Below are 24,695 nucleotides of genomic sequence, written 5' to 3'. Positions count from 1 at the left end.
GGGGCCTTCCCCGTTTCCGTGTACCCCCGCGGAGGTCAGCCGGTCTACACCGTGACCTCGGTATCGCGTTGTGGCCGTGCCGCTTCGGCGTTCAGCGTTTCGGTGATCTCCCGCGCCCAGTCGGCGGGCACCGCGCCGGGGCCGATGACCTGCATTGCCGCCATGACGGTGAGCAGCATGCCGGTTTCGAAGAAGCGGGTGACCAGATCCGGTGTGGCACCGGTCAATTGCTTGACCAGGGCGTAGATCTCGCCGTAGCGGGCGCGCACCGCGACGCCGATGGCGGGATGTGAACTCGCCGCCATACCGTGCAGCAGTACGACGACGAGTTCGCGCTCGTCCAGGATCTCGGCGTAGCCCGCGCTGAGCCCGGCGAGCAATTCCACCGGATCCGTTGTGGTGCCCCGGTTTTCGGTGATCGCCCGGAAGATCTCCTCGATGCGGTCGCAGACCCGGTGCACCGCGGCGAGGAAGAGCTGTTCCTTACTGCCGAAGAGGCGGATGACATAGGGCTGGGAGACCCCGGACCGGCGGGCTATGTCATCGGTGGTGGTTCCGGCGTAACCGGATTCGCAGAAGGCCGCCACGGCCGCGGTGAGCACCTGCTCACTGCGCTGGGCGGCGGTCATGCGAACTCTGCTCACGCGGCTTCCCGGATGGCCAGGCACAGGCTCAGCAGTGCGACGGTCTGGAGTCCGGCGCGGGCGTAGATGACGCTGTCCCAGCGCTGCTGGAGGGCGCGCGGGTCCAGGCCCGCGGGGGCGTCGCCCTGGGACGCGGCGGTGAGCTGCTTGTTGATCGGAGCGCTGACGCGGATGTAGATGGCCATCCAGATCGCCAGGAACGCGAAGGCCAGCGCGGCCAGCAGGGTGACCTTCCTATCGCCGTCGATGAGCGAGGTCACCGCCGCCAGCCCGGCGGCGATCCAGCCGATCGCGCCGGGAATCGGCATGCGCGCGTCCGCGATTCGGTGCACATTGCCGATGGTCTGCACCAGTACGTTGTCATCGACCGCCGCGAGGGCGGGGCGCAGCACGATCGCGCAGAATACGTCGGTTCCGTAGACGACGGCGCTGCCGAGCACCGAAACCGTCAGCAGTCCTTCGGTGATGTTTCGCACTGTTCTTCGCTCCAAATCTTCAGTCGTCGAGCAGGCCGGCGACCAGGAGGCCACCGAAAAGACCTGCGGCAGTGAGGAGTTCCCAGGTGTCGGGGGCACCGGAATTGCCGGTGATGCGACGCTTGTTGAGCGTGACCGAGGCGTCGATGAGCTCGAGTCCCACGCTCAGTACGAACCAGTGCCGCACCGGATGACCCCGGTACAGCGAGAACAGGGTGCCGGCGCCGAGCACCAGGTCCCGGGCCCCAAACGCCCGGGACGGCAACGAGGACATCTTCTCGTCGTACTCGCCCGACCACGATTTGACCGTCTCCGCGGGGTTGAGCAGCATGCCGCTGCCGATCGCCACGCGTGCGGCGCCTTGAGCCCAGGCGGTGCTGCGAACCACCTGACGCAAGACTGTTTTCCCGTTGGCCATCCATCCAGCCTTAATCTCGTGTGCGCTGTGGCACGCCGTCGAATATGCGCACCAAGACTGTCACCGATGACTGGCCGGAACACTTGACGGAATCTTGATTCCGATGGCCACGGTTCCGCCCTCAGGAAATTTCGCGCAGATCGAAACTATCCGAGGCCAGCAGGGTGCGATGAATTTCCCGGAGCCGCGGCCCGGGTTCCGCGCCCATCATTTCCACAATGCGACCGCGAGCTGTCCCATACAGTTCGAGCGCTTCCACCGTGCGCCCGGTTTGCATGAGGGCTTGCAAGAGTTTCTCTATCACGAGCTCGGAGTGTGGATTATTCGCCATCTCGCGGCGGAGTTCGGTGATCACCGCACTCGAGTTACCGATCATTATTTCCGTTTCGGCCCAATCGGTCATGGCATCGAGTCGTTCCCGGTCGAGCCATTCCCGGACCCGGGTCGCCCAGCTCCCGGAGATATTCGCGATAGGGCATCCCTGCCACAGATTCAGTGCTGATTTCTGCAGGAAAGCCCTGGTACGAGGGTTGTTCTCCTGCCGGGCCTCACTCATCAGCGCATAAAACCGGTGCAGGTCGATACAGTGCGGAGAGATATCCAGCAGATATCCGCCGTTCTGGCGGACGATTCTGACGTCATTCGCGGAATTACAGCCTTCGTTCGCTTTCTCAAGAATGCGCCGCAGTCGGGTGACATACGTATAGACGACATTGCGAACATCCGAAGGCGGTGATTCATCCCATACCCGTTCGACCAATGTGTCGAAGCCGATCGGTGTATTGGGCTCCAAAAGGAGTGGAAGGAGCACTGCTCGTTGTTTCGGTGGACCGAGGCTAATCGGAGCACGTCCCGCATATAGGTCCAGTGAACCGAGAAGTTGAAATTCCATACTGCCCCCAACATAACAAGCCAATATTGAAGATCCCCCCCAGCGCAGTCGAGTCGCCGCTGATCTCAACCGTTAGCGATCCTATCACTGATAGCCGATCGTGTCCGGTCGTGATCTTGTGCGCTGCGCCGGGAGGGAGCTCGAAATAGCTTGTCTACCTTGGGTTTCAGGTAAACCTGTTAACTTCCCGTCAGTGTTGCCGGGGCGGACGCCGACTCTTCGGGCTGTGCCGCGGGCAACTCGTCCGCATCCGATTCCCGGACGCCGATGCGCTGGTGAAGCCGCTTCAGCGGTCCCGGTGCGTACCAGGCCCGCTCACCCAGCAGCCGGAAGGTGACCGGAACCAGAATTCCGCGCATCACGGTGGCATCGAGCACCACCGCGAGCCCCGCGGCGATGCCGAAGAACTTCGCGAAACTCACCGGACTGAGCGCGAAGGCGAAGAAGCTGATCGCGATCAGCACCGCCGCCGCCGAGATGATGCGGCCGGTGCGCCCGAGTCCCTCGACCACCGCCTCGCGGGTGCTCGCCCCGGCGTCGTGCAGCTCCTTGATGCGGCTGATGAGGAATACCTCATAGTCCATCGAGAGCCCGAATGCTATGCACAGCAACAACACCGGCATCGACATGTCCAGCGGTCGCGGCGTGATGCCGAGCAGTCCGGCGCCGTGGCCCTGCTGGAAGATCAGGATCATCACACCGAAGGTGGCGGACAGTCCGAGCGCGTTCAGCAGCAGCGCCCGCAGTGGCTGAATCACGCTGCCGGTGAACAGGAACAGCACCACGAAGGTGGTCACGACCAGCAGCAGCAGTGCCCACGGCAACCGGGTGCTGATGGCGTGTTTGGTATCGACCAGGGTGGCGGTGGTGCCGCCGACCAGGAAGTGCGCGCCGTCCGGGGTGGAAGTGGCCCGGACAGTTCGCACCAGATCCTGTGCGGTGCCGGATTCGGGGTGGATATCGGCGTTCGGTGTCACGACCACCTGCTGTGCGGTAGGCGTGGCGAGCCGGCGCTGTGCCTGTCCCGCGGGTTGTCCGGAGACGAAAACCCCTGCGGGACTGTCGACTCGGGCCACGCCGGGCAGCAGTGAGAGTTTCCTGGCGTAGTCGTCGATCGCCACCACCGAGACCTGATCGGTGGTGACCGCGTCGATGGTCGCGGTGCTGTCGCCGCCGAACTGGGTGCGCAGCACATCGAGTGCGACGCGGCTGTCGGTGGTGGTGGGCAGTGAGCGATCGTCGACGGTGGCGAATTCGATGCGCAGCACCGGCGCGGCGGCCAGCAGCAGGATCGCCAGCACCGGAATGGCGGTGGCGACCGGACGGCGCATGACGGCCGCGGCCAGCCGGCCCCAGGTCCGCGATTCCTGCGCACTCGCGCTGTGCACGAAGGGAATTCGACCGGCGTCGATACGCGGTCCGAGTACCGCGAGCAGTGCGGGCAGCAGAATCGTGCCCGCCGCGGCCGCGATGACCGTGACCCCGATACCGGCCAGTGCCAGCGAACGCAGGAAGGTGGACTGGAAGACCAGCACCGCGGAGAGCGCGACCGCGACGGTGACCGCGCTGAAAACGATGGTGCGCCCGGCGGTTCGGACGGTATGGACCACCGCGTCCGGTGTGGACGTGCCGCGGGCGAGCTCTTCGCGGAAGCGGCTCACCGTCAGCAGCGCGTAATCGATGGCCAGACCGAGCGCCATGGCGGTGATGAGGTTGGTGGCGAAGATGCTCACCGGTGTCACCTCGGCGAGCAGGGACAGTTCGGCGAAGGTGCCCGCGATGGCCAGCAGTGCGATGAGCAGTGGCAGCACCGCCGACATGACACTGCCGAAGATGGCGAGCAATAGGATGAGAGTCAGTGGCAGCGCGATGGATTCGGCCAGCACCAGGCCCTTCATCACGGCGGTGTTGATGTCGTTGTTGACCGCGAGCGCACCGGCGGCCCGCACCGTCACCGCATCGCCCGCCTTGCCGAGGTCGTCCTTCACCACGGCGGCAACGGTTTTGGCGCTGGCGGTCTCGTCACCGCTGACGAAGGCGGAGATCAGTCCGTAGCGGCCGTCCTGTGATTTGAGCGCCGGAGTGCCGGTTGTCCAGTAGGACACTATGTTTCGCACTTCGGAGCGCTGCTTCAGCGCGGTCGTGACCCGGTCGGCGGCGGCCGCGACGGCGGGATCGTCGACCTTGCCGGATTTGGCCTCGATCAACAGCAGCAGGTTCGGATTGCCGTCCAGGTGCTGATCGATGAGCTGTTGGGCGTGCGTCGATTCCGCGTTGTCGGGGGCGAATCCGCCGGTCTCCAGTTTCGAGAACGCGGTGCTGGCCAGTGCCATTGCGGCCACGGCGATGATCCCGGAAAGCACCAGGACCAACCTCGTTCGCCGAACGATGAAGAGACCTAACCGAGTGAACATGGTGCGCTTCCTGTCGTTCGATCAGTAGTAGCTGAGCTATCGACTATTGAACATCTATCACTGATAGACAGTCAACCGTTGTCAGTATGCTGTTGTCAATGAAAGGAGGATCCGTGGAGCGAGAGGTCAAGGCCCCTGCGAGCAGCCCCAGCGGACGGCGACGCGAACGCGAGCGCGAGTACATGCGAAACCTGTTGCTCGACACGGCCCGCAGCATCGCGGCCGAGCAGGGTTGGCAGGCGGTCACCATCCGGCGCATCGCCGACCGCATCGAATACACCTCGCCGGTCATCTACCAGTACTTCTCCGGTAAGGACGCGCTGGTCTCGGAGGTGATGTGCGTCGGCTTCCGGGATATCGCGGACCGCATCGAGGCGACCATGAGCGAACCCGTCGAACGCCGCCTCACCGCGGTGGGCTCGGCGTTCTGGAATTTCGCGTTCGCCGCGCCCGAGCTGTATCAGGCCATGAACGGACAGGCCGGGGTCTCGTTCGACGGGGCGGAGATGCCGCCGGAGGTGGAGCGCGGGTTCACCGTGTTCCACGCGGTGCTGCAATCCATTGCCACCGATCAGGGCAAACGCCTGCGCGATCCGGCCGCGGCCGTGCACACCATGTGGGCGTATCTGCACGGTTTCGTCTCCTTGACGATGAGCGGCCGGGTGGCCGGCGGTGCGCGGCAGGGCGAGAAGTTCATGCTCGCCTCATTGGCGCCGCTGTTCGACGCGCAACTGTGCTGAGGTTCGGACCTCAGGACATGAAGGTGAAATCCGACGTCGCGGTGAATATCTGCGAGCGCGAATCCGCGCTCGGTTCGGACTTGGCCACCCAGTAGCGGGTGCCGAGCCGATTCCCGAACTCTCCGCCGGTGCCGTTCACGCCCAGCGTGATCGGCACACCCGCGTAGGCGGTGGTCATATTGATCACGCCGAAGGAGTGCAGCGTGCCGCCGTGGAAGCTCATGGTGTCATCGCAGTACGAGTACATCTCCTTGGTGCCCGGATCCTGGAAGAAGACGGTGCAGTATCCGGTGGTCTGCCCGATGACCGGTCCATCCGGGGTGTCGTGGATGGTGTAGGAGTACGTGCCGGTCATCCCGTTGATCTCCAACGAGGTCATCTTCTCGAAGACGTGGACCGTGCGGTCGGGCTCGGCCTGGGCGCTCGGCGCGAGCAGTGCCGGGGTCGCCAGCAGTGCGGCGGCGAGAACTGTGGTGGTGATGCTTCGCATGCGAAAACAATTGCCGCGGTTACTGGTGCGCCGCCTCGAGGTCCACTCGAGTCAAGGTGAGTTCAAGGTTTCGTCCAATGCCGCGGTGTGATCCTCGGGCGCAGGAAACCGATGAACCGCAGTCAGGAGATCTTGATGTCAGAGGCGGACAAGGCGCTGATACGCCGCGTATTCGACGAGATGGCCAGCCAGGGCAAACTCGATGTCGCGTATGAGATCTACTCCCCGAAATACGTTGACCACCAGGCGTTCCCGGGTGCGCCCGAACGCGGGCCGGAGGGTGCGCACGCCTCGATCGGCCTGATGCGGACGGTACTGCCCGATCTCACCGTGCAGACCCATGAGATGAGCGCGCATAATGGCCTCGTCGCGTGCCATAACACTTGGTCCGGAACACATTTGGGGGAGGTCCTCAATATTCCGGCGACCGGGCAGCAGGTCAGCTTCAACGCGCTGGTCGTGTTCCGGGTCGACGCCGGATTGATCACCGAGCGCTGGTCCATCGGCTTCGACGAGAATATGCGCCGCGCGCTCGGCCTGAAATTCAAATGGAGCTCGTCCAAGAGCTCGACTCCGCGGACAGGTGGAACGCTATGACACGCAAGGTGAGTCGCGTCGAGGAGTACGCGCAGTCGGCGGCCGAGGTGCATCGCGCGGTCACCACCCGGCAGTACTGGGTGGACCGGGTCGCCGAATTGGACGGCGCGGGAGCGGAATTGGTGTCCTTCGAGGTGACCGGCGACACCACCAAAATCGTGGTGTCCAAGCCCGCGCCGGTCGGGCGGATGCCCGCGCAGGTCGCCAAGCTGATTCCGGATTCGGTGCGGCTGGAGGTGACCGAGTCCTGGGGACCGCTCGCCGATGGCATCGCGCATGCGGAGATGGTGGCCGATATCGCCGGTATGCCCATCACGCTGGCCGCGAAATTCGTGCTCAAGGACGCCGGTGCGCGATCGACGCTGGATTTCGACGGCACGGTGGATGTGCGGGTTCCGGTGCTGGGCAAGGCGATCGAGGGCAATATCGCCACCGATGTGGGCAATGAGGTGACCCAGATCGCCGAGTACACCGAGACCTGGTTGACCCGCGAGCGGCAGGACAAGGCATGAGCGCGCCGATCGTCATCACCGGGGCGAGTTCGGGACTGGGTCTGGCGACCGCGACAATCCTTGCGGGCAAGGGGATCCCGGTCATTCTCGGCTGCCGGGACGAGGGTCGCGCGGCGGCGGCGAAGCAGCAGATCCTGACCGCCGTGCCCACGGCCGAGGTGGAGATCGTGATCATCGATCTGGCCTCGATCGACTCGGTGCGGCATGCGGCGCGGCAGCTGAAATCTCTGGCGGTGCCGCCCGCGGCGATCATCTGCAATGCCGGATTGCAGATCGTGGACGGAGTGCAGGAATCCGCCGACGGGTATGAGATGACGTTCGCGTCGAACCATCTCGGGCATTTCCAGCTCATCGACGAGGTGATCGGGACGCTGGCATCGGGCGCTCGCATCCTGGTGGTGTCCAGTGACGTGCATCAGGGTCCGGCGAAATCGGGCGGCTTCCCCGCGCCCGAGTGGACCACGCCCGGTGAGCTCGCCGACGTCGAGGTGCAGCGGCGGACCGCGTCGAATCGCGGTGGCCGGGTGCGCTATTCGACCTCCAAGCTGGCCAATGTCTACTTCACCTATGAGCTGGCGCGGCGGGTGGCGGATCGCGGTATCACCGCCAATGCCTTCGATCCGGGGTTGATGCCGGAAACCCGGCTGTCCCGGAACTATCCGATGCTGATGCGCCGGGGCTTCCAGCTGATGACCCCGATCATCCGGCTGATGATGCCGGTCGCCCGTCCGCTCTCGCAGTCCGCGGACGATCTGGCCTGGCTGGCCACCGCCCCCGAAATGGCGGAGGTCACCGGCAGCTACTTCACCGGGCGCGACAAGGTGCCCAGCGCACCCGAATCGCATGACACCGAGAAGGCCCGCGAACTGTGGGAGGTCTCGGAGTCGCTGGTACAGAAAGCCTGAAGTCGTGGGGACGTCCCGTACGGGACGTCCCCACGCGTTTCTACTTCTTGGCGACGTTCATATACGTCGAGGTGCTGTCCAGGCCCTGCCAGGTCATCAGGCTGCCGTCCTTGCGCTGGCCCAGAATGGTGAGCCCGCGCATCTTGTCCAGCTGGGTGAGGCCCGCGCCGGACAGGTAGCCGCGCATCTCGCTCGGCTTGATGAAGTCCTTGTACGCGTGCGCGCCCTTGGGGACGATCTTCATCACGTACTCCGGCATCACGATCATCATGAAGTACGAGACCGGCGTCCGATTGATGGTGTCGTACAAAAAGATTCCGCCGGGAGCCAGCACGCGCGCGATCTCGCGCACGGTCTGCGCCGGATCGGTCACATGCTCGAGCACATCCACGCAGGTGACGATGTCGAACGCCCCGTCCGCGTACGGTAGGTGCTCACCGACGCCGACCTGATAATCGATGGTCTTGCCGGTCTCCTCGGCGTGCGCCCGCGCGACGGCGATGAGATTGGGGGAGGGGTCGATCCCGCTCACCAGAGCGCCACGCGCACTGAGGAATTCGGTGGTGAACCCGCCCGCGCAGCCCACGTCCAGGACCTTCTTACCGGTCCAGCTGTCGACGAACTTGTCGAAGTACGCGAACCGCGGGCCCTGAAAAGAGGCCAGGTTCTTCATATTCGAGTCTTCGCTCCACCATTTGTCGGCGAAGGCGCCGAAGAAATAGGGATCGGTGGCCGGCTCGGTCATGGGGTTTCCTTCCGAATTCACAGGGTGGTTCGCGGTCACGGGGCGGTCGGCACGGTGGCCCACCGTGCGGCATAGGAGATCTGGTCGCGTTCGGCGGCGGTGAACGCGAATTTCGGCCAGGCCAGGCGCATGACGAGCTGGCGCAGTTGGATGAGGGCCGGATTCTCCACCGCGCCCATCTGCCCTATGAGCCAGGCGGTGCGCTGCATTGCGGCGGTGCGCGGGATGCGCTGCTGTTCGTAGAGCCGCAGGGCCGATGGCACATCGGGGGTGGCGGCGAGCTCATCGGCCAGGATCATGGCGTCCTCGAGGGCCTGGCACGCCCCCTGCCCGATATTGAAGGTGATCGGGTGCGCGGCATCGCCGAGCAGGGTCACCCGGTCCCGTCCCCAGCGCTTCTTACTGGGCCGCCGGTCGTAGACATCACTGCGAATGATGTCCGACTCCGGTGTGGCGGCGAGGATTTCGCTCACGGGGTCGACCCAGCCGCGATGGCGTTCGGCGAGCAGCGCCTTCATATCCGGTTCGTTCGCCCCGCCCGCCGGACCATTGGCCACGCTCATCCAGTGCATGACGCCGGGCGCGACGTCGTAGTAGGTGAAGCGGGTGCCTGGCCCGAAGAGCGCGTGGAAGGTGCCCGGGGGAATCAGGTCGTGGGTGAGCGCCGCTTTGCCGCGCCAGGCGATATAGCCGTTGTAGCGCGGCTTTTCGGCACCGTGCAGCCCGATGCGGACCGCGCTGTTGATGCCGTCCGCGCCGATGAGCACATCGCCGGTGTCGGTGCTGCCGTCCGCGAGGCGCACGGTCACGCCGGTATCGTTCTGCTCGAACGACACCACCTCCGCACCGGTTCGAACAACATTGCCGCTCAGCGCCTCTCGCAAGGCTCGGTGCAGGACCGATCGCTCCACGGCGATGGTCGGCCGCCCGTACTTCGCGGTGAACGATCCGACGTCCCAGGCCCCGAACACTTCGCCACGTGACGATGCGAATCGGCAGATCTCCTGTGCCGGAGCGATTTTCAGCACCTCGTCGGCGACGCCCAGCTGGTCGAGGATCAGGGTGCCATTGGTCCAGATATGCAATCCGGCCCCGCCGTCCCGCAGCGTTTCGGAGCGTTCGAACACGATCGGATCGAATCCCCTGTGCTGCAACGCCAGTGCGGCGGCCAGACCGCCGATCCCGCCCCCGGCGATCAGGACTCGGCGGGCCTGTGTCCCTACCATCTGCGCCTCCCGGCAATGTGTAGTGCGATGTCGGGTGCCAGCCTGGCCACCGCAGCTGGCCGGGCATCTCGAGGTTGTCTTGAATTCGGTCACGGTCAGTGGTCCGCCCAGTGAACTGCAAGTGGACCGCCCGGCACGCGATCCAGTGGGCGGCACAGTACTGCCCGGCATGCTCAGTTCCAGGCGCTCTGGAGAGGAGATCACGAGCGATGGGTATTGAGCTCGAGGGCCCGATTCTGGGCATGTTCCCAGGTCAGGGATCGCAGCGGCCGGGGATGGCGACGGCCCTGTGCGCGGATCATCATGAGGCGGCCGCCGTCTTCGCGACGGCGGATGCCGTACTGGGGCAGCCGATCTCGCAGCTGTGCAGTACCGGCAGCGAGGAGGAGTTGCAGCGCACCGATATCACCCAGCCCGCCGTGGTCGCCACCAGCCTGGCCATCTGGGATGTACTGCGCGCCAGGGGCTTCGAGCCCGCGGCGGTGGCCGGGCACAGCCTCGGCGAGTTCGCGGCGCTGGCCGCGGCGGGGGTGCTGACCTATGAGCAGGCACTACTGCTGGTCGCGCGCCGTGGCGAACTCATGGCGCAGGTCGGGGAGAGCGTGCCGGGAGCCATGCTGGCGATCATCGGGTTGTCGGCCGAGCGGGTCGAGGAACTGTGCGAACAGGCCCCGGGCGCGGAGGTCGCGAACTACAACGAGCCCGAACAGACCGTGATCTCCGGTACCGCGACCGCCATCGCCGAGGTCGAGACCGCCGCGCTGGCCGCCGGGGCCGAGAAATGTGTCCGGCTCAAAGTCGGTGCGCCCTTTCACTGTTCGCTGATGGACGCCATCGCCGCCGATTTCGGGGCCGAGCTGGATCGCCAACCCTTCGCCGATCCCCGTATGACGGTCATCAGTTCGGTCACCGCCGCACCGCTGCGCTCGGGCGCGGAGGCGCGAATCCTCTTGCGCCGCCAGCTCAGCGGCAGTGTGCAGTGGGTCGGCACGGTTCGCGCCGCGCTCAACGGCGGCAGCACCACGCTGGTGGAGATCGGCCCGGGCCGCGCGCTCACCGGTTTCGCCAAACGCATTGCGCCCGAAGCCCAAACGCTCGGCACCGGCAATCCCAAGAACCTCGCCGCGGTGCTCGCGGCGCTGGAGAACGCTCGCGCGATCGCCTCCTGAACCACCGCTTCACGAATAACAGTTTCACCACTTCACGAGGAGTCCCTCATGTCCGAAATCAATTCCACCGTTATCGAAGCCGTTGCCGCCGCCCTCGGGCTCGACGACAGCGAGGTAACCCTGGAGTCGACCCTCATCGATGAGCTCGGCGCCGAGTCCATCGACCTGCTCGACATTCTGTTCCGCGTCGAGCGCAAGAGTGGCATCAAGGTGCAGGCCTCCGATATCGGTGACGCCATCCAGGGCGGTATCCCGGATGAGGAATTCGGCGATGAGAACGAGATCGTCACCGCGGCCGGCCTGGCCCAACTGGCCAAGGTGATGCCGCAGATCGATGTCGAGGCGCTGGCCGGCAAGCTGCCCGCCGAGCGGATCATGTCGCTGCTGACCGTGCAGAACCTGGTCGACATTGTGATCGGCAAGGCCAAGGCCGCCGAGAATGCGGCCTGATATGGCTGCCGAACTCGACGGTCAGGTCGCGCTCGTCACCGGTGGGTCGCGGGGGATCGGGCGGGCGGTGGCATTGCGCCTGGCCGCCGCCGGTGCCCGGGTCGCGGTGAACTATCGCTCCGGGAGCGCCCAGGCCGAGGATGTGGTGCGCGAAATCGACGCGCGCGGTGGGAAAGCCATCGCCCTGGGCGCGGATGTCGCCGAGCCGGAGCAGGCGCAGACCCTGGTCGAGCGCACCGTCACCGAACTCGGCGGGCTCGACATTCTGGTGAACAATGCCGGAATCGCCAGGGACGGACTGATTTTCAATCTCGCGGAAGCGGATTGGGTCGAGGTCATGCGCACCAATTTCGGCGGCACCTTCAACTGCACCAAGGCCGCCATGGCGCATTTCATGGGTCAGCGCGCGGGCGCGATCGTGAATGTCTCCTCGGTGATGGGGGAGGCGGGCTGGATCGGCGAATCCAACTATGCCGCCTCCAAGGCCGCCATCAACGCGTTCACCCGGTGCAGCGCACTGGAACTCGCGCGGTTCGGCGTCCGGGTGAACGCGGCCCTGCCGGGTTTCACCCCGACCGAACTGGTCGGCGGGCTGCTGGCCAAGGACGGCGGGCGCTCGATCAAACAGCAGATTCCCGTGCGCGAGTTCGCGAGTCCGGAACAGGTGGCCGAGGTGGTTGCCTTCCTGGCCGGACCGGGTGCGGCGTATATGACCGGTTCGCTGGTGCGAGTCGACGGCGGCGCGGGCGCCGCGCTCGGCCTCGGCCGCCCCAAGCTGTGAGGACTGTATGCGATTCCACCTGGTAGACCGCATCGAATCCTGGACACCGCACACCGAGATCCGGGCGCGCAAACTCACCTCGGCGGCCGAGGAATTCTGGCGCGTGGGACCGGACGGCCCGGTCATGCCGAAACCCCTTGTGCTGGAGGCGCTCTGCCAGGCGGGGACCTGGCTGGTCATGCTCAGCAGCGATTACGCCCGGCGAGCGGCACTGCTGTCCATCGAACACGTCGAATTCGAATCCGAGGTGTACAGCGGCGATGTGCTCACCATCGACGGCACGGTGATCTCGAATTCCGATGAGGTCGCCGTGCTGGACGGCACCGTCACCGTCGGTGAGCGGCGGGTGCTGACCGCGACCGGGGTGATGTGCGTGCTCATCGACACCGGCAAACTCGATGACCCCGAACGGGTTCGCCTGCACGGGGAACAGCTGCTCGGGGGTGCGCTGTGAGGCGGGTCGCGATCACCGGTATCGGCGCGGTGACACCGCTGGGCAATACCGCCGTCGAGACCTGGGCGGGTCTGGCCGCCGGGCGCAGCGGCGTCGGCCCGCTCACCACCTTCGACGCGTCCACCTATCCGGCGCGAATCGGCGGACAGGTCAAGGACTTTCGCTGTACGGACCTGCGGGATCGGCGACTGCCCGACGCGGGACGGTACGGCATCGCCGCCACCCGCGAGGCCCTGGCGCAGGCCGGGATCGGCCCGGGCACCTATGCGCCCGAACGGATCGGCATAGCGGTGGGAGCCAGTGTCGGCCGCCCGGAATTGCAGACCGTCGTGGATGTCGCCTACCTGCGCGATCAGACCGGGGCCACCGAGATCTATCGGCACGCGCCGCGAGATGTGCTGTACCGCAATGCCAATATCACCCTGTCCGCGCTCGCGGTCGCGGCCGATGCGGCCGGGCCGATGATCAGCGTCAGCACCGCCTGCGCGGGATCGGGACACGCCATCGGTGAGGCGTTCCGGGCCATTCAGGACGGTGACGCCCTCGCCATGGTCGCGGGCGGCACCGACACGCTGACCAGCTGGATGGATGTGCTCGGCTTCGGATTGCTGGGCGCACTCACCGTCGACTACAACGATCGGCCCGAAAAAGCTTCCCGCCCTTTCGAAGCCGATCGCTCGGGATTCGTGATCGGTGAGGGCGCGGTCATGGTGGTGCTCGAGGAGTGGGAGGCCGCGCAGGATCGCGGCGCGACCATCCTGGCCGAATTGCGCGGCTACGCCTCGACCTTGAACGCGTACCGCATCACCGATTCGCCACCGGACGGCGGCGGTGCGATCAGCGCCATGACCGGCGCGCTCGACGATGCCGGAATCGCGCCCGCCGATATCGATTACGTGGTCGCGCACGGGACCGGGACACCCGGTAACGATCTCTCCGAAACCATCGCCATCAAATCCGTATTCGGGGACAGTGCCGCGCGGTTGGCGGTCAGTTCGCCGAAATCCATGACCGGGCACCTGACTTCGGCGGCGGCCTCGCTCAATGTGCTGGCCGCGGTCGGCGCGCTGCGCACCTCGATCGTGCCGCCGACCATCAACCTCGATCGGCCCGATCCCAAGCTCGATCTGGACTACGTGCCCAATATCGCCGCCCATCGCGAGGTCGGTGCGGTGCTGGTGAACGCCTTCGCATTCGGCGGCACCAACACCTGCCTGGTCGTCGCCAAGCCACAGGAGCACGAATGAACCCGGCATGGGAACCGATCCTGGACGGGGTGCTGCTCGTCGAACCCGGACAGCGCGCGGTGACGGTCCGCAATATCCCGGCCACCCTGGCCATTTTCGACAGCCACTTTCCGCGCTTCCCGGTGCTGCCGGGGGTGCTGCTGCTGGACAGCATGATCGAAACCGCGAAATACGTTGTCGGCGAACCCGGTCCGGCCTGGCAGGCGAGCGAGGCCGGGGTGGTGCGCTTCCGGCACTTCGTGCAGCCGGGCGATCGCGTCATCATCGAGGCGACGCTGACCGCCGCGCCCGGCACGTTCAAGGTGCAGGCCAAGGTCGGTGATCGGGTGGTCGCCACCTGCCGGTCACTGCGCCTGAGCCCGGTCGAGGCGGTGGTGCCGGTATGAACGGGGTAGTCGTCACCGGTATCGGACTGATCACCGCCCTGGGCGAGGGCCAGGAACCGACCTGGCAGGGACTCATCGAGGGCCGCACCGGGATCGGGCCGATCGCGACCTATGACCCCGCATCACTGCACACGCGCCAGGCCGCGCAGTTGCGGGACTTCGATGTTCGTACTTACCTGGAGCGCAAGGCTCGCCGCTTCATGGCGCCGGTCGATGAAATCGCCGCTGCGGCAGCGTTGCTCGCGCTACGAGACGCGGGACTCGAAGTGGCCGAGCTGGATCCGGCGCGCACCGGGGTTTTCGCGGGCGGCAACAAGGAACTGTGCCGCCCCGAAGGCGTGGTCGAGGGCGCGCTGGCGGTGCGCGGTGCGGACGGCCGGGCCGACTTCCGCAAACTCGGCGAGGTCGCCTCCTCGGTGTTCCCGCCGCTGTTCTACGTCGAGGGTTTGCAGCCCGCCGTGCTGTTCTTCCTGTCCCAGATGTTCGGGGTCCGTGGGCCGAACGCCTATTTCCACGGCACCGCGGAAGCGGGGGCCAATGCCGTCGCCCGGGCCGCGCGGGCACTGCGGCGCGGTGAGGCCGATATCGCGGTCGCGGGCGGATTCGATGATCCGACCTCGTGGTGGCCGATGTCGCATATGGACACCATCGGGGTGCTGTCGGATCGAAATGATCTCGGTCCCTCGGCTTTCCGGCCCTTCGACCGGGATCGTTCCGGTTCGGTGCTCGGCGACGGCGCGGCCTTCCTCATCCTGGAACGCCGGGACGCCGCACTCGCACGGGGGGCGCGCTGCTACGCCGAGATCGCGGGTTCGGGCCTGACCAACGACCGGCAGGCGCTCACCCCCGAACCGCACGGGCGAGCGCTGGCCGCGGCCATCACCCGGGCGCTCGACGATGCCGTCATGCCGGTCGATCAGGTCGGGTACATCGCCGCGCACGGCTGCGCCACCCGGCTCGGCGATGTCACCGAAACCCGGGGCATCCGAACGGCATTGGGGTCCACCGCCGACACCGTGCTGGCCAGCAGCGTGAAACCGCAGACCGGGCATCTGGTCGGCGCGGCCGGTGCGCTCAATATCGCCGTGGCCGCGCTCACCCTGCATCACGCGATCGTGCCGCCGACGCTGCACCTGGAAACCCCGGATCCGGACTGCGATCTGGACTGGGTGCCCAAATCCGCGCGCCCGGCCGCCACGCTCACCGGCGCGCTGGCGCTGGCCCGCGGGCTGGCCGGTCAGCAGGTGGCGCTCGCGCTGCGCCCCATCTCGTAGACCCGGAGGAACTCATGTCGAAAACCATCGACCGCATTGTCGTGAGCGGAATGGGGGCCGTCACCGCCTTCGGCATCGGCCTGCAACCGCTGTGGGAGGGTGCGCGGGCCGGTGCGGTCGCCATTCGCCCGGTGGCCGGACTGCCCATGGCCGGATACCGGACCAAGCTCGCGGGGGAGGTGCCCGAGGAGGTAAAGCCTTCGTACGCCGGGATTTCCGATGTCGTGCGGGAGCCGTCGCTGGATTTCGCGCTGGTCGCCGCCGAGGAGGCGCTGGCCGCCAGCGGACTCGCGAAGCTCGTGCCGCCGCAGCGCTGGGGCGTGGTGTTCGCGACCTGCAACGGTGGATTGGTCAGTGGGGAACAGGCATTGCGCGCCGAGGCGAGCGGGCAGCCCGCACCGTTCGAACAGCTGCTGCTGGTATCACCGCAGACCATCGCCGAGGTGATCGGCGCGGCCTTCGGCTTCGGCGGGCCGGTGCTGTCGGTGAACACCGCCTGCGCCTCCGGTGCGCACGCCATCGCGCACGCGGTGGAACTGCTGCGCGACGGGCACGCCGACGCGCTGCTGGTGGGCGGCAGCGATTCGCTGTCGGGGGTGACGTTCGCGGGATTCAACAGCCTGGAATCGCTGTCGCCCAATCCGGCCGCACCGTACTCGAAAGGGCGCGATGGGCTTTCGCTCGGCGAGGGCAGCGGCATGCTGGTGCTCACCCGGGCGGAGATCGCGGCGGCGCACGATGCGCCGGTACTCGCCGAGGTGCTCGGCTACGGGCTGTCGGCGGACGGATATCACGCCACCGCACCGCATCCCGAAGGCGCGGGGGCGGCGCGCGCCATTGTCGCGGCACTCGCCTCGGGCGGTGTGCGGTCCGAACACGTCGGCTATGTGAACGGGCACGGCACCGGAACGCCCAAGAATGATCCGGCCGAAGTCGCCGCGGTCCGAACGGCTTTCGGCGACGACACCTCGAAAACCCTGTTGAGCAGCACCAAATCGATGATCGGGCATCTGCTCGGCGCGGCGGGCGCGGTCGAGAGCATCGTGACCGTACAGGCCCTGCGCGAGCAAACCGCGCCGCCCACGGCCGGATTCCTGGAGGCCGATCCGCACTGCGCCATCGATGTGGTGCCCGGCGGCTCGCGGCCCCTCGACACCGCGGCCGCGCTGTCCAACAATTTCGCGTTCGCCGGGGCCAACGCCAGCATCCTGTTCGGACTGCCCGGCCGGATCGATATTCCGGCACCGGCCGACGAACCGATCGTCATCACCGGACTGGCCGCGCTCGGCCCGGACTGGAACACCATCGCAGGACTGCACACCGCCTACCGCGACTACTCGGCCGCCGACCGCAGGCCCGAACGGTTCGCGGCACTGCTCGGCAACCCCGAATGGGAACTGCCGCCGCGGGAACGGCGTCGCGTCGACCGGCTCGGCAGGTACGCCATCATGGCCTCCGCCATGGCGCTCGCCGATGCCGGACTGGCCGGGGCGGAGCGACCCGCACCGCGCATCGGCGTGGTGCTCGGCACCGGGCTCGGACCGCTCGCCAGCATCGAGGAATTCGTGGTGCCGCTGGTCGACTCCGGGCCGGAGAGCGCCAATCCGGCGGTGTTCCCGAACACCGTCTACAACGCCGCCGCCGGACAGGTCGCCATGAAACTCGGGCTCACCGGGGTGACCTCCACGCTCACCGCCGCGCACGCCGCGGGTGCGGCCGCGCTGTGCGTGGCGCGCGATCTGCTGCGCCGGGGCACCGCCGACGCCATCGTGGTGCCCGCCGTCGATACCTTCTGCGCCGCGGCGCAAACCGCGTACGGGCGCCTGCCCGCGTTCGCGCGGTCACCCGAATACATTCCCACCGAGGGCGGATACGGCATTGTGCTGGAACCGCTTTCGAAGGCGCTGGCGCGCGGTGCGGTGCCGCGCGCGGAATTCACCGGATTCGGTATGGCCTCCGACGGTCGCGGCATCGGCGAATTCGATACGGACGGCGGCGGTTTCGAACGCGCCATGCGGGCCGCGCTGACACATGCCGGGTTGACCGCGGCGCAGGTCACGCGCATCCAATCCAACGCGGCCGGGATCGAAGCCTTCGACACCGCCGAATTCGCCGCCATCGGACGGGTTTTCGACAGCACCGAGCCGTTCGTCGAGACACCGAAGCGGTGGCTGGGCGAACCGGTCGGCGCGGGCGCGCACCTGGCCATCGCGCTCGCGGCCGAACAGCCGCTCGACAAGCCGGTGCTGATCAACAGTTCCTCGCCGGGCGGCACCCATATCAGCGTGGTGCTGACCCCGGTGCGCACCGCCGACGACAGGAGTACATCGTGGTGACGATCGCCAGCACTGGCGCGTATCTGCCCGGCGCACCGCTCACGAACGACGATATGGCGGGGCTGTGCGGAACCCTGCCGCCCGAGGTACTCGAGGGTTTGCAGGTGCAGCGCAGGCACTGGGCCATCGATCCGATCTCCGGCCGCCATCTGGTCAGCAATGGGGAGATGGCGGAGGCGGCCGCGCGGCAGGCGCTCGACCGCGCCGGGATCGAACCCGGGGAGGTCGAGCTGCTGGTCATGTCGACCTCCAGCCCGGAATACCATCTGCCCGCGCAGGTCACATTCGTGCAGGCGCGGCTCGGGCTGACGCGCTGCGCGGTGGTCGAGGTGCGCTCGGGCTGCGCGGGCGCGGTGCAGGCGCTCGATATCGCCTGGCGCATGCTGGAATCCGGGCGGTACGCCAATGCGGTGGTGATCGGCAGCGAGATCATCTCGCCGCTGCTGTTCCCGTATCTGCGCAGCGGCGATCCCGAGGCGGTGCGGTTGCGGGATCGAATCTCGTTCTACAACTTCGGCGATGGCGCGGGCGCGGTCGTGCTGACATCCGGCGACGGCCCGGATCGATTGCACGGCAGCGTGAATGCCTGCATCGGCGGTGATCGCCAGCCCGGTATGCACATCATCGGCGGCGGTACCCACGCGCCGATCGCCGAACAGCTGGCCGCACGGCAGATGGTGCGATTGAATCTCGATGTCGTGCAGTCCGAGAAATTCGGGCCGACGGTCTTCGTGGAAGCCCTCGACGCCCTGCTGCGGGCGAGCGATCTGACCCTCGACGAGATCACCGGATGCGTACTGCCCGAAGGGAACGCGCCCTACTTCACCGCCGAACTCGAATCCGCGGGCATGTCCGCCGAACAGTGGAAGACCGTGCAATCCAAGATCATGGAGAACCTCTCCGATGTGGGCGCGACCGGATCGGCGGCGGTGCCCATCGCACTCGACGACGCCTGGCAGCACGGGCGCATTCGACCGGGTGACAAGGTGCTGCTGCTCGGAATCGAAACCAGCCGTTGGATTTACGCCGGAATGGCGTTGACCTGGACGGCAGAGAAGAGCCCGCGATGACGATTCTGGTGGATGCCGCACGGGACAGCTATGACGTCGTGGTCATCGGCAGCGGGCTGGGCGGCCTGACCGCCGCGGCGCTGCTCGCGCAGACCGGGCGCAGCGTGCTGGTGGTGGAACGGCACAACCGGCTCGGCGGCTATGCGCACTCGTTCACGCACAAACGGCAGATCTTCGATTCGGCGGTGCATCTGATCGCCGGTGCCGAACACGCCGAGAGCGGATTTCCGAGCATGCTGCCGCTGCTGCTGGACTACCTCGGGGTCGCCGATCGATGCGAGTTTCGGCAGCTGGATTCGCTGTACCGGGCCATGTTTCCCGGCACCAGCGTCGACATCCCCACCGGGCCCGAGTTTCTCGACGTCCACACCCGGCTCTTTCCGGAGGAGAAGCTGGGACTGCGCCGCCTGCAACGGCTTTCGACACAGCTGGCCCGCGAGGTGATGCGGACGCCACCGGATCTGCCGTCCGAGGATCTGCTCGCGGCCGGACTGCCGCTGCTGCACGAATACCGGCATCGGACCGTCGGAGAGGTCTTCGATCAGCATTTGCGCGATCCGAAATTGAAGGCGCTGCTGGGCACGCTGTGGCCGTATCTCGGTGTGCCGCCCAGCTCGGCGGCCTTCGACACCTGGGCTCCGATGCTGATGAACTATGTGGATCTGGGCGTCTACTACTGCGTCGGCAGCTTCCAGAATCTGGTCGACGCCATCGCCTCGAGCCTGACCACCGCCGGTGGTGAGACGCTGCTGAAGACCTCGGTGCGGCGCATCACCGTCGAGAACGAACGCGTCACCGGGGTCGTCCTCGACAATGGGCAGCGCATTCGCGCGCAGACCGTCATCTCCAATGCCGATCCGCTCCAGACCTGCGATGAGCTGATCGGTGAAGCCGTTGTGGGACAGGAATATACGAAGCGACTGCGGGATATGCGCCCGTCGCTCTCGGCGGCGGTGGTGTTCCTGGCCACCGATCTGCCGCTCGAGGAGATGGACGTCGCGCACGAGACCTTCCTGTACGACCACTGGGATCACGACATCGTCTACGACCGCATGAATGCCGGTGAGGTGCCCGCGCTCGCGGTAACCGTTCCGACACTGAGTGATTCATCGCTGCTGCGCGGGCGGGCCAAACACCTGGTGACGCTGTCCACGCTCATCGCCTATGACGCGGTGGACTCGTGGCGGGCGCACAAGCCGCGCTATGAGCAGCTCATGCTGGAGAAACTGGAGCAGGTGATACCCGGGATCGGCGGGCATATCGACTTCGCCGAAGCCGGAACACCGCGAACCATGGAGCGCTACACGCTCAATCAGCAGGGCGCGATCTACGGCTGGGCGCACACCCCGGACCAGAGCTCCACCGATCGGATGCCGCATCGCGGGCCCGTCGACGGGCTCTTCTTCTCCGGGCATTGGACCCAGCCCGGCGGCGGGGTGCTCACCGTGGTCAGCTCCGGCATCCAGACCGCCGAATTGGTCGCGGGCGCACCGGTTTTCGTACCGGCCTTCGATCGCATCGATCGCTTTCAGGCATCCACCAGATAAAAGGGGTATCGAATGCGCAGAGCCACAGCGGAACTGGCCGATATCAAACGACGCGTGCTGGATTGGCCGGATACGGCCGCCACCGCGGCCCAGCACGCCAAAGGTAAGCTCACCGCCCGCGAGCGCATCTCGATCCTGTTGGACGAGGGGTCATTTCACGAGGTCGACGCATTGCGCAAACATCGCGTCACCGGCTTCGGACTGGAGAACCGCAAACCGCATACCGATGGCGTGGTCACCGGCTGGGGCACCGTCTTCGGCCGCACCGTCTTCGTCTACGCGCAGGACTTCCGGATCATGGGCGGGGCGGTCGGCGAGGCGCACGCGCAGAAAATCCACAAGATCATGGATTTGGCGCTGGCCGCCGGTGCGCCCCTGGTCGGACTGAATGACGGTGCGGGAGCACGCATTCAGGAGGGTGTCACCGCGCTCGCCGGATTCGGCGGGATCTTCCAGCGCAATGTCGCGGCCTCCGGGGTGATCCCGCAGATCAGCGTGATCCTGGGGCCGTGCGCGGGCGGCGCGGCCTACAGCCCCGCGCTCACCGATTTCATCTTCATGGTGCGCGAGACCTCGCAGATGTTCATCACCGGACCGGATGTCATCGCCGCCGTCACCGGGGAACAGGTCACCATGAACGGGCTCGGCGGGGCGGATGTGCACGCCGACACCTCCGGGGTCGCGCATTTCGCCTACGACGACGAAGCCGGATGCCTGCACGATGTGCGATACCTGCTGGCCATCCTGCCCGCCAACAATCGCGATCCGGCACCCGTCGCCGACACCCCGGACCAGCCGGATCGGCGCTGCGAACGCGTCTACGACATCGTGCCCGCCGACGGCAACCGGCCCTACGATATGCGCACCGTGGTCGAGGAGATCGTCGACGACGGAGACTTCTTCGAGGTGCACGAGAACTGGGCCGCCAATATCCTGTGCATCTTCGCGCACCTGGACGGGCAGCTCGTGGGGATCGTCGCGAACCAGCCGATCGTGCTGGCGGGCGTGCTCGATATCGCCGCCTCGGAGAAGGCCGCGCGCTTCGTGCAGATGTGCGACGCGTTCAATATCCCGATCGTCACCCTGCTCGATGTGCCCGGATTCCTGCCCGGGGTCGATCAGGAACACCACGGCATCATCCGGCACGGCGCGAAACTGCTGTACGCGTACTGCAATGCGACGGTGCCGCGGATTTCGGTGGTGATGCGCAAGGCGTACGGCGGGGCGTACATCGTCATGGATTCCCGATCCATCGGCTCCGATCTGGCATTGGCGTGGCCGACCAATGAGATCGCGGTGATGGGTGCCGAGGCCACCGCCAATGTGATCTTCCGCCGCGAGATCGCCGCCGCCGACGATCCGGAAGCCCTGCGGCAGCAGCGCGTCAAGGAATATCGCACCGAACTCATGCACCCGTACTACGCCGCTGAACGCGGACTCGTCGACGATGTCATCGATCCCGCCGACACCAGAATCGCCCTCATTCGCGGACTGGCGATGCTGCGGCGCAAGCAAGTCGGACTGCCGATCCGCAAGCATGGGAACCCACCGCAGTAGCTCCGCGCGAGCCGAATCACCCGAAATCGCCCATATCGGCACTGGTAGTCTCCCTGTGCCCGAGGTCGCCATGTCGAATTCACGGTGGGCCTCGATCGGGATCTGGGAGGGAACCGAATGAGTGTGGACTGGGTACGCGCGGCCGAAACACTCGTGCGTGAAGTGCTCGACGATCAGGCCGCGGACGTCGATCGCACCGGCAAGATCCCCGCCGCGCATTTCGACGCTCTCGCCGAACGCGGGTTCTACGGATTCCCGCTCTCCGAGGGCATGTCACCGGACATCCTCATCGACACCGCGGCGACGATCATCAGCGGTTGTCTCGCAACGGGTTTCGTCTGGGCACAACACCTGGGAGCCCTGCGCGCCGTCGCCTTCAGCCCCGACGCAGCGCTGCGCGAGCGCTTCCTGCCCAGCATGCTCGCGGGCACCTACCGCTGTGGTGTCTCCTGGGCGGCGGCCCGCGCCAATCCCACTCTGTTCGCCGAACCCGTCGAGGACGGCTTCCTTCTCACCGGCACCGCCCCCTTCGTCACCGGCTGGGACTACATCGACGCCGTCGCCACCGCCGTCCGCGTCCACGCCAGCGGCACCGAATCCGTTGCCACCCTGCTCATCCCGATCCACGACACCGCCGCCCTCACCGCCACCCGCCTACCTCTGACCGCCGCCGACGCGAGCGCCACCGTAGCCCTCCGCTTCACCGAATCCTTCGTCCCCGACTCCACCCTGATATCCATCAAACCGGTCGACGAATCCGCCCCCAACCCCCTCAGCGACTGGATCAACGGCGCCCTCTCCCTCGGCATCCTCATCCGCATCAACCGCTATCTGGCAACTCAACCGATCGACGCCACCCCCTACGCGGCCCAACTCGCCTCTCTCCGAACCAAATACGCCACCGCCCTCGGCAACCCCGCCCTGACCCACTCCCTCCGAGCCGAAATATCCCAAGCCGCCCTCACCGCAGCCGCAGCCGCCGTGGTAACCACCGGCAGCCGCTCCACCCTCACCCACACCCCCGCCGAACAACTCATGCGCGAAGCAACCTTCGCCCTCGTCTGCACCACCCGCACCCCCATCAAATCCACCCTCCTACAAGCCTTCACACCCACCCCCGAATCCTGACGTAGGGTTCACCGAGGTATCGAGTTGTGGAAGGTGTTGTCAGGGGTGGCATTCGAGCCTGGGACGGTGTTCGCCGGTTACACCATCAGAAAATTGGTCGGCTCCGGCGGAATGGGGCAGGTGTATCTGGCGCAGCATCCGCGGCTGCAGCGGCAGGTGGCGCTCAAGGTCGTCAATTCGGCACTGAGCGCGGATCCGAAGGCGCGGGCGCGTTTCGAGCGTGAAGTCGAAGTGGTGACGCGGCTCGAACACCCCAATATCGTTGCCATACATGACCGCAGCGGTCCCGGAGATCCGGTGCTGTGGCTGGCCATGCGCTACGTATCGGGCGGGGACACCGCCGAATTGATCGCACGCGCTGACGGCCGACTGCCCGCCGATCGCGCGCTGCACCTGATCACGGGAGCCGCACGCGGGCTTGGCTTCGCGCATCGCCAAGGGGTGCTACATCGGGATGTGAAACCGGCCAACCTGCTCATCGAACAGATCGATGATCTCGAGCAGGTGCTGGTCGCCGATTTCGGAATCGCCCGCAGCCTGGACGACACCGCGACACGGTCGACGGTCATGGCCAGCCTCGCCTACGCCGCACCGGAACGATTCGAAGGCGTCCCCGTCGACCTTCGTGCCGACGTCTACTCGCTCGGTGCGACCTTCTACGAAATGCTCACCGGGCAAACACCATTCCCGCGATCGGATCAAGCCGCGGTATTCGCGGCCCACCTCACCGCACCACCGCCACGCCCGACCGCGCTTCGCCCGGACCTGCCCGGCGGCCTGGACGAAGTGATCGCCACCGCGATGGCGAAATCACCCGGCCACCGATTCTCCGACTGCATGGAATTCGCAACCGAGACCGAGCGAGCGCTCACTTCGGCGGATCGCGCCACCATGATCAACCCTCGGCATCTCGTGCCGAAACCGCCGGCTTCAGCGCCGCCGAAGTCCCCGGCGGCCGAACCAGCCGAATCAGGTAGCCCCGTACGAGCGATCGTATTCATCGCGGTATCGCTCCTGATCCTGCTGGCTCTCGTCATCGCTCTGATTCGCGGCGTATCCAGCGCGGGCCACCGGCAGTCGATGGAACCGACCACCGCTGCGGGGGCAGCAATCGCAATGCCGATCAAAATCGCTCCCGTTCAAGGCTTCACGTCCACGGTCGACTTCTGACGAGCGCCGCGGCGGATTACCGCCGGAACCGTGCGACGGGTGCGGCGAGGATCGAGGGATGACCGTC

Annotated in this window: 25 protein-coding genes; 17 read left to right on the top strand and 8 right to left on the bottom strand. The window is 66.5% G+C overall.

Translation table 11 applies throughout. The features are described 5' to 3' along the window. Nucleotides 1-44: 44 nt before the first annotated feature. From ACFC0O_RS43310 to ACFC0O_RS43290, 5 genes are all read right to left on the bottom strand, one after another. Complete coding sequence (locus ACFC0O_RS43310; protein WP_375968131.1) at nucleotides 45-644, bottom strand: TetR/AcrR family transcriptional regulator; 600 nt, start codon at nucleotides 642-644, stop codon at nucleotides 45-47. Then, nucleotides 641-1,120 (bottom strand): DUF1772 domain-containing protein, encoded by a 480-nt coding sequence (locus tag ACFC0O_RS43305; protein WP_375968130.1) that lies wholly within the window; start codon nucleotides 1,118-1,120, stop codon nucleotides 641-643. The genes ACFC0O_RS43310 and ACFC0O_RS43305 overlap by 4 nt, the downstream gene beginning before the upstream one ends. Nucleotides 1,121-1,139: 19 nt before the next feature. Then, nucleotides 1,140-1,538, bottom strand: a complete 399-nt coding sequence (locus ACFC0O_RS43300; RefSeq protein WP_364643847.1) for a hypothetical protein — start codon at nucleotides 1,536-1,538, stop codon at nucleotides 1,140-1,142. Nucleotides 1,539-1,659: 121 nt separating this feature from the next. Further along, complete coding sequence (locus ACFC0O_RS43295; protein WP_375968129.1) at nucleotides 1,660-2,430, bottom strand: BTAD domain-containing putative transcriptional regulator; 771 nt, start codon at nucleotides 2,428-2,430, stop codon at nucleotides 1,660-1,662. A gap of 179 nt (nucleotides 2,431-2,609) precedes the next feature. Next, on the bottom strand, nucleotides 2,610-4,793 hold the full coding sequence (locus tag ACFC0O_RS43290; protein ID WP_375968128.1) for an MMPL family transporter: 2,184 nt from the start codon (nucleotides 4,791-4,793) through the stop codon (nucleotides 2,610-2,612). A gap of 149 nt (nucleotides 4,794-4,942) precedes the next feature. On the opposite strand from ACFC0O_RS43290, the gene ACFC0O_RS43285 reads away from it, so the two are divergent. Continuing rightward, nucleotides 4,943-5,584 (top strand): TetR/AcrR family transcriptional regulator, encoded by a 642-nt coding sequence (locus tag ACFC0O_RS43285; RefSeq protein WP_375968127.1) that lies wholly within the window; start codon nucleotides 4,943-4,945, stop codon nucleotides 5,582-5,584. Between the two features lie 10 nt (nucleotides 5,585-5,594). Here the strand turns inward: ACFC0O_RS43285 and ACFC0O_RS43280 are convergent, their stop codons facing one another. Next, entirely contained in the window at nucleotides 5,595-6,074 is a 480-nt protein-coding gene (locus ACFC0O_RS43280) for a hypothetical protein (protein WP_375968126.1), read from the bottom strand. 135 nt (nucleotides 6,075-6,209) lie between these two features. On the opposite strand from ACFC0O_RS43280, the gene ACFC0O_RS43275 reads away from it, so the two are divergent. Genes ACFC0O_RS43275 through ACFC0O_RS43265 form a run of 3 tightly spaced genes read left to right on the top strand, consistent with a single transcriptional unit; the run spans nucleotide 6,210 to nucleotide 8,088 of the window. Further along, a complete protein-coding gene (locus tag ACFC0O_RS43275) occupies nucleotides 6,210-6,671 on the top strand; it encodes an ester cyclase (RefSeq protein ID WP_375968125.1) in 462 nt (153 codons plus the stop codon). Beyond that, a complete protein-coding gene (locus ACFC0O_RS43270) occupies nucleotides 6,668-7,183 on the top strand; it encodes a DUF2505 domain-containing protein (protein ID WP_375968124.1) in 516 nt (171 codons plus the stop codon). The genes ACFC0O_RS43275 and ACFC0O_RS43270 overlap by 4 nt, the downstream gene beginning before the upstream one ends. Beyond that, nucleotides 7,180-8,088, top strand: coding sequence for an SDR family NAD(P)-dependent oxidoreductase (locus tag ACFC0O_RS43265; protein ID WP_375968123.1), 909 nt, complete (start codon nucleotides 7,180-7,182; stop codon nucleotides 8,086-8,088). Before ACFC0O_RS43270 ends, ACFC0O_RS43265 begins: the two co-directional genes overlap by 4 nt. 40 nt (nucleotides 8,089-8,128) lie before the next feature. Here the strand turns inward: ACFC0O_RS43265 and ubiG are convergent, their stop codons facing one another. Together ubiG and ACFC0O_RS43255 are read right to left on the bottom strand one after the other, a co-directional pair. Next, nucleotides 8,129-8,833 carry a bifunctional 2-polyprenyl-6-hydroxyphenol methylase/3-demethylubiquinol 3-O-methyltransferase UbiG gene (ubiG, locus tag ACFC0O_RS43260; RefSeq protein WP_364643823.1) on the bottom strand — a complete coding sequence of 235 codons (705 nt, stop codon included), beginning with the start codon at nucleotides 8,831-8,833 and terminating at the stop codon, nucleotides 8,129-8,131. 35 nt (nucleotides 8,834-8,868) lie between these two features. Further along, nucleotides 8,869-10,059: an FAD-dependent monooxygenase gene (locus ACFC0O_RS43255; protein ID WP_375968122.1), complete on the bottom strand. Its 1,191-nt coding sequence runs from the start codon at nucleotides 10,057-10,059 to the stop codon at nucleotides 8,869-8,871. A 209-nt stretch (nucleotides 10,060-10,268) separates the two neighbouring features. On the opposite strand from ACFC0O_RS43255, the gene fabD reads away from it, so the two are divergent. From fabD to ACFC0O_RS43190, 13 genes are all read left to right on the top strand, one after another. After that, nucleotides 10,269-11,228 carry an ACP S-malonyltransferase gene (gene fabD, locus ACFC0O_RS43250; RefSeq protein WP_375968121.1) on the top strand — a complete coding sequence of 320 codons (960 nt, stop codon included), beginning with the start codon at nucleotides 10,269-10,271 and terminating at the stop codon, nucleotides 11,226-11,228. A 48-nt stretch (nucleotides 11,229-11,276) separates the two neighbouring features. Next, nucleotides 11,277-11,678 carry a phosphopantetheine-binding protein gene (locus ACFC0O_RS43245; protein WP_364643814.1) on the top strand — a complete coding sequence of 134 codons (402 nt, stop codon included), beginning with the start codon at nucleotides 11,277-11,279 and terminating at the stop codon, nucleotides 11,676-11,678. 1 nt (nucleotide 11,679) lies between these two features. Then, a complete protein-coding gene (gene fabG / locus ACFC0O_RS43240; RefSeq protein WP_375968120.1) occupies nucleotides 11,680-12,459 on the top strand; it encodes a 3-oxoacyl-ACP reductase FabG in 780 nt (259 codons plus the stop codon). Between the two features lie 7 nt (nucleotides 12,460-12,466). Further along, nucleotides 12,467-12,913 (top strand): hypothetical protein, encoded by a 447-nt coding sequence (locus ACFC0O_RS43235; protein ID WP_375968119.1) that lies wholly within the window; start codon nucleotides 12,467-12,469, stop codon nucleotides 12,911-12,913. Next, the gene (locus tag ACFC0O_RS43230) at nucleotides 12,910-14,160 is read left to right on the top strand and encodes a beta-ketoacyl-[acyl-carrier-protein] synthase family protein (protein WP_375968118.1); all 1,251 of its coding nucleotides are present in this window, start codon (nucleotides 12,910-12,912) and stop codon (nucleotides 14,158-14,160) included. Before ACFC0O_RS43235 ends, ACFC0O_RS43230 begins: the two co-directional genes overlap by 4 nt. Beyond that, entirely contained in the window at nucleotides 14,157-14,546 is a 390-nt protein-coding gene (locus tag ACFC0O_RS43225) for a 3-hydroxyacyl-ACP dehydratase FabZ family protein (RefSeq protein WP_375968117.1), read from the top strand. The genes ACFC0O_RS43230 and ACFC0O_RS43225 overlap by 4 nt, the downstream gene beginning before the upstream one ends. Then, nucleotides 14,543-15,820 (top strand): beta-ketoacyl-[acyl-carrier-protein] synthase family protein, encoded by a 1,278-nt coding sequence (locus tag ACFC0O_RS43220; RefSeq protein ID WP_375968116.1) that lies wholly within the window; start codon nucleotides 14,543-14,545, stop codon nucleotides 15,818-15,820. The genes ACFC0O_RS43225 and ACFC0O_RS43220 overlap by 4 nt, the downstream gene beginning before the upstream one ends. A gap of 14 nt (nucleotides 15,821-15,834) precedes the next feature. Beyond that, on the top strand, nucleotides 15,835-18,156 hold the full coding sequence (locus ACFC0O_RS43215) for a beta-ketoacyl synthase N-terminal-like domain-containing protein (protein WP_375968115.1): 2,322 nt from the start codon (nucleotides 15,835-15,837) through the stop codon (nucleotides 18,154-18,156). Then, entirely contained in the window at nucleotides 18,150-19,226 is a 1,077-nt protein-coding gene (locus ACFC0O_RS43210) for a 3-oxoacyl-ACP synthase III family protein (RefSeq protein ID WP_375968114.1), read from the top strand. Before ACFC0O_RS43215 ends, ACFC0O_RS43210 begins: the two co-directional genes overlap by 7 nt. Further along, nucleotides 19,223-20,773 (top strand): phytoene desaturase family protein, encoded by a 1,551-nt coding sequence (locus ACFC0O_RS43205; RefSeq protein WP_375968113.1) that lies wholly within the window; start codon nucleotides 19,223-19,225, stop codon nucleotides 20,771-20,773. Before ACFC0O_RS43210 ends, ACFC0O_RS43205 begins: the two co-directional genes overlap by 4 nt. Before the next feature lie 12 nt (nucleotides 20,774-20,785). Then, a complete protein-coding gene (locus ACFC0O_RS43200) occupies nucleotides 20,786-22,330 on the top strand; it encodes an acyl-CoA carboxylase subunit beta (protein WP_375968112.1) in 1,545 nt (514 codons plus the stop codon). Nucleotides 22,331-22,447: 117 nt separating this feature from the next. Beyond that, nucleotides 22,448-23,458 carry an acyl-CoA dehydrogenase gene (locus ACFC0O_RS43195; protein ID WP_375968111.1) on the top strand — a complete coding sequence of 337 codons (1,011 nt, stop codon included), beginning with the start codon at nucleotides 22,448-22,450 and terminating at the stop codon, nucleotides 23,456-23,458. A 45-nt stretch (nucleotides 23,459-23,503) separates the two neighbouring features. Then, entirely contained in the window at nucleotides 23,504-24,628 is a 1,125-nt protein-coding gene (locus ACFC0O_RS43190; RefSeq protein WP_375968110.1) for a serine/threonine-protein kinase, read from the top strand. The last annotated feature ends 67 nt before the right edge of the window (nucleotides 24,629-24,695 follow it).

Origin of the sequence: Nocardia sp. NPDC056100 (assembly GCF_042266325.1) — a bacterium.
Classification (GTDB): Bacteria; Actinomycetota; Actinomycetes; order Mycobacteriales; family Mycobacteriaceae; genus Nocardia.
This window is presented reverse-complemented; position numbering and strand designations above follow the sequence as displayed.

Coding starts and splice junctions, on each gene's coding strand:
- ACFC0O_RS43300 (WP_364643847.1), bottom strand. CDS start 1,538: ATGGCCAACGGGAAAACAGTCTTGCGTCAGGTGGTTCGCAGCACCGCC.
- ACFC0O_RS43295 (WP_375968129.1), bottom strand. CDS start 2,430: ATGGAATTTCAACTTCTCGGTTCACTGGACCTATATGCGGGACGTGCT.
- ACFC0O_RS43285 (WP_375968127.1), top strand. CDS start 4,943: ATGAAAGGAGGATCCGTGGAGCGAGAGGTCAAGGCCCCTGCGAGCAGC.
- ACFC0O_RS43280 (WP_375968126.1), bottom strand. CDS start 6,074: ATGCGAAGCATCACCACCACAGTTCTCGCCGCCGCACTGCTGGCGACC.
- ACFC0O_RS43275 (WP_375968125.1), top strand. CDS start 6,210: ATGTCAGAGGCGGACAAGGCGCTGATACGCCGCGTATTCGACGAGATG.
- ACFC0O_RS43270 (WP_375968124.1), top strand. CDS start 6,668: ATGACACGCAAGGTGAGTCGCGTCGAGGAGTACGCGCAGTCGGCGGCC.
- ACFC0O_RS43265 (WP_375968123.1), top strand. CDS start 7,180: ATGAGCGCGCCGATCGTCATCACCGGGGCGAGTTCGGGACTGGGTCTG.
- ubiG (WP_364643823.1), bottom strand. CDS start 8,833: ATGACCGAGCCGGCCACCGATCCCTATTTCTTCGGCGCCTTCGCCGAC.
- ACFC0O_RS43255 (WP_375968122.1), bottom strand. CDS start 10,059: ATGGTAGGGACACAGGCCCGCCGAGTCCTGATCGCCGGGGGCGGGATC.
- fabD (WP_375968121.1), top strand. CDS start 10,269: ATGGGTATTGAGCTCGAGGGCCCGATTCTGGGCATGTTCCCAGGTCAG.
- ACFC0O_RS43245 (WP_364643814.1), top strand. CDS start 11,277: ATGTCCGAAATCAATTCCACCGTTATCGAAGCCGTTGCCGCCGCCCTC.
- fabG (WP_375968120.1), top strand. CDS start 11,680: ATGGCTGCCGAACTCGACGGTCAGGTCGCGCTCGTCACCGGTGGGTCG.
- ACFC0O_RS43235 (WP_375968119.1), top strand. CDS start 12,467: ATGCGATTCCACCTGGTAGACCGCATCGAATCCTGGACACCGCACACC.
- ACFC0O_RS43225 (WP_375968117.1), top strand. CDS start 14,157: ATGAACCCGGCATGGGAACCGATCCTGGACGGGGTGCTGCTCGTCGAA.
- ACFC0O_RS43220 (WP_375968116.1), top strand. CDS start 14,543: ATGAACGGGGTAGTCGTCACCGGTATCGGACTGATCACCGCCCTGGGC.
- ACFC0O_RS43215 (WP_375968115.1), top strand. CDS start 15,835: ATGTCGAAAACCATCGACCGCATTGTCGTGAGCGGAATGGGGGCCGTC.
- ACFC0O_RS43205 (WP_375968113.1), top strand. CDS start 19,223: ATGACGATTCTGGTGGATGCCGCACGGGACAGCTATGACGTCGTGGTC.
- ACFC0O_RS43200 (WP_375968112.1), top strand. CDS start 20,786: ATGCGCAGAGCCACAGCGGAACTGGCCGATATCAAACGACGCGTGCTG.
- ACFC0O_RS43195 (WP_375968111.1), top strand. CDS start 22,448: ATGAGTGTGGACTGGGTACGCGCGGCCGAAACACTCGTGCGTGAAGTG.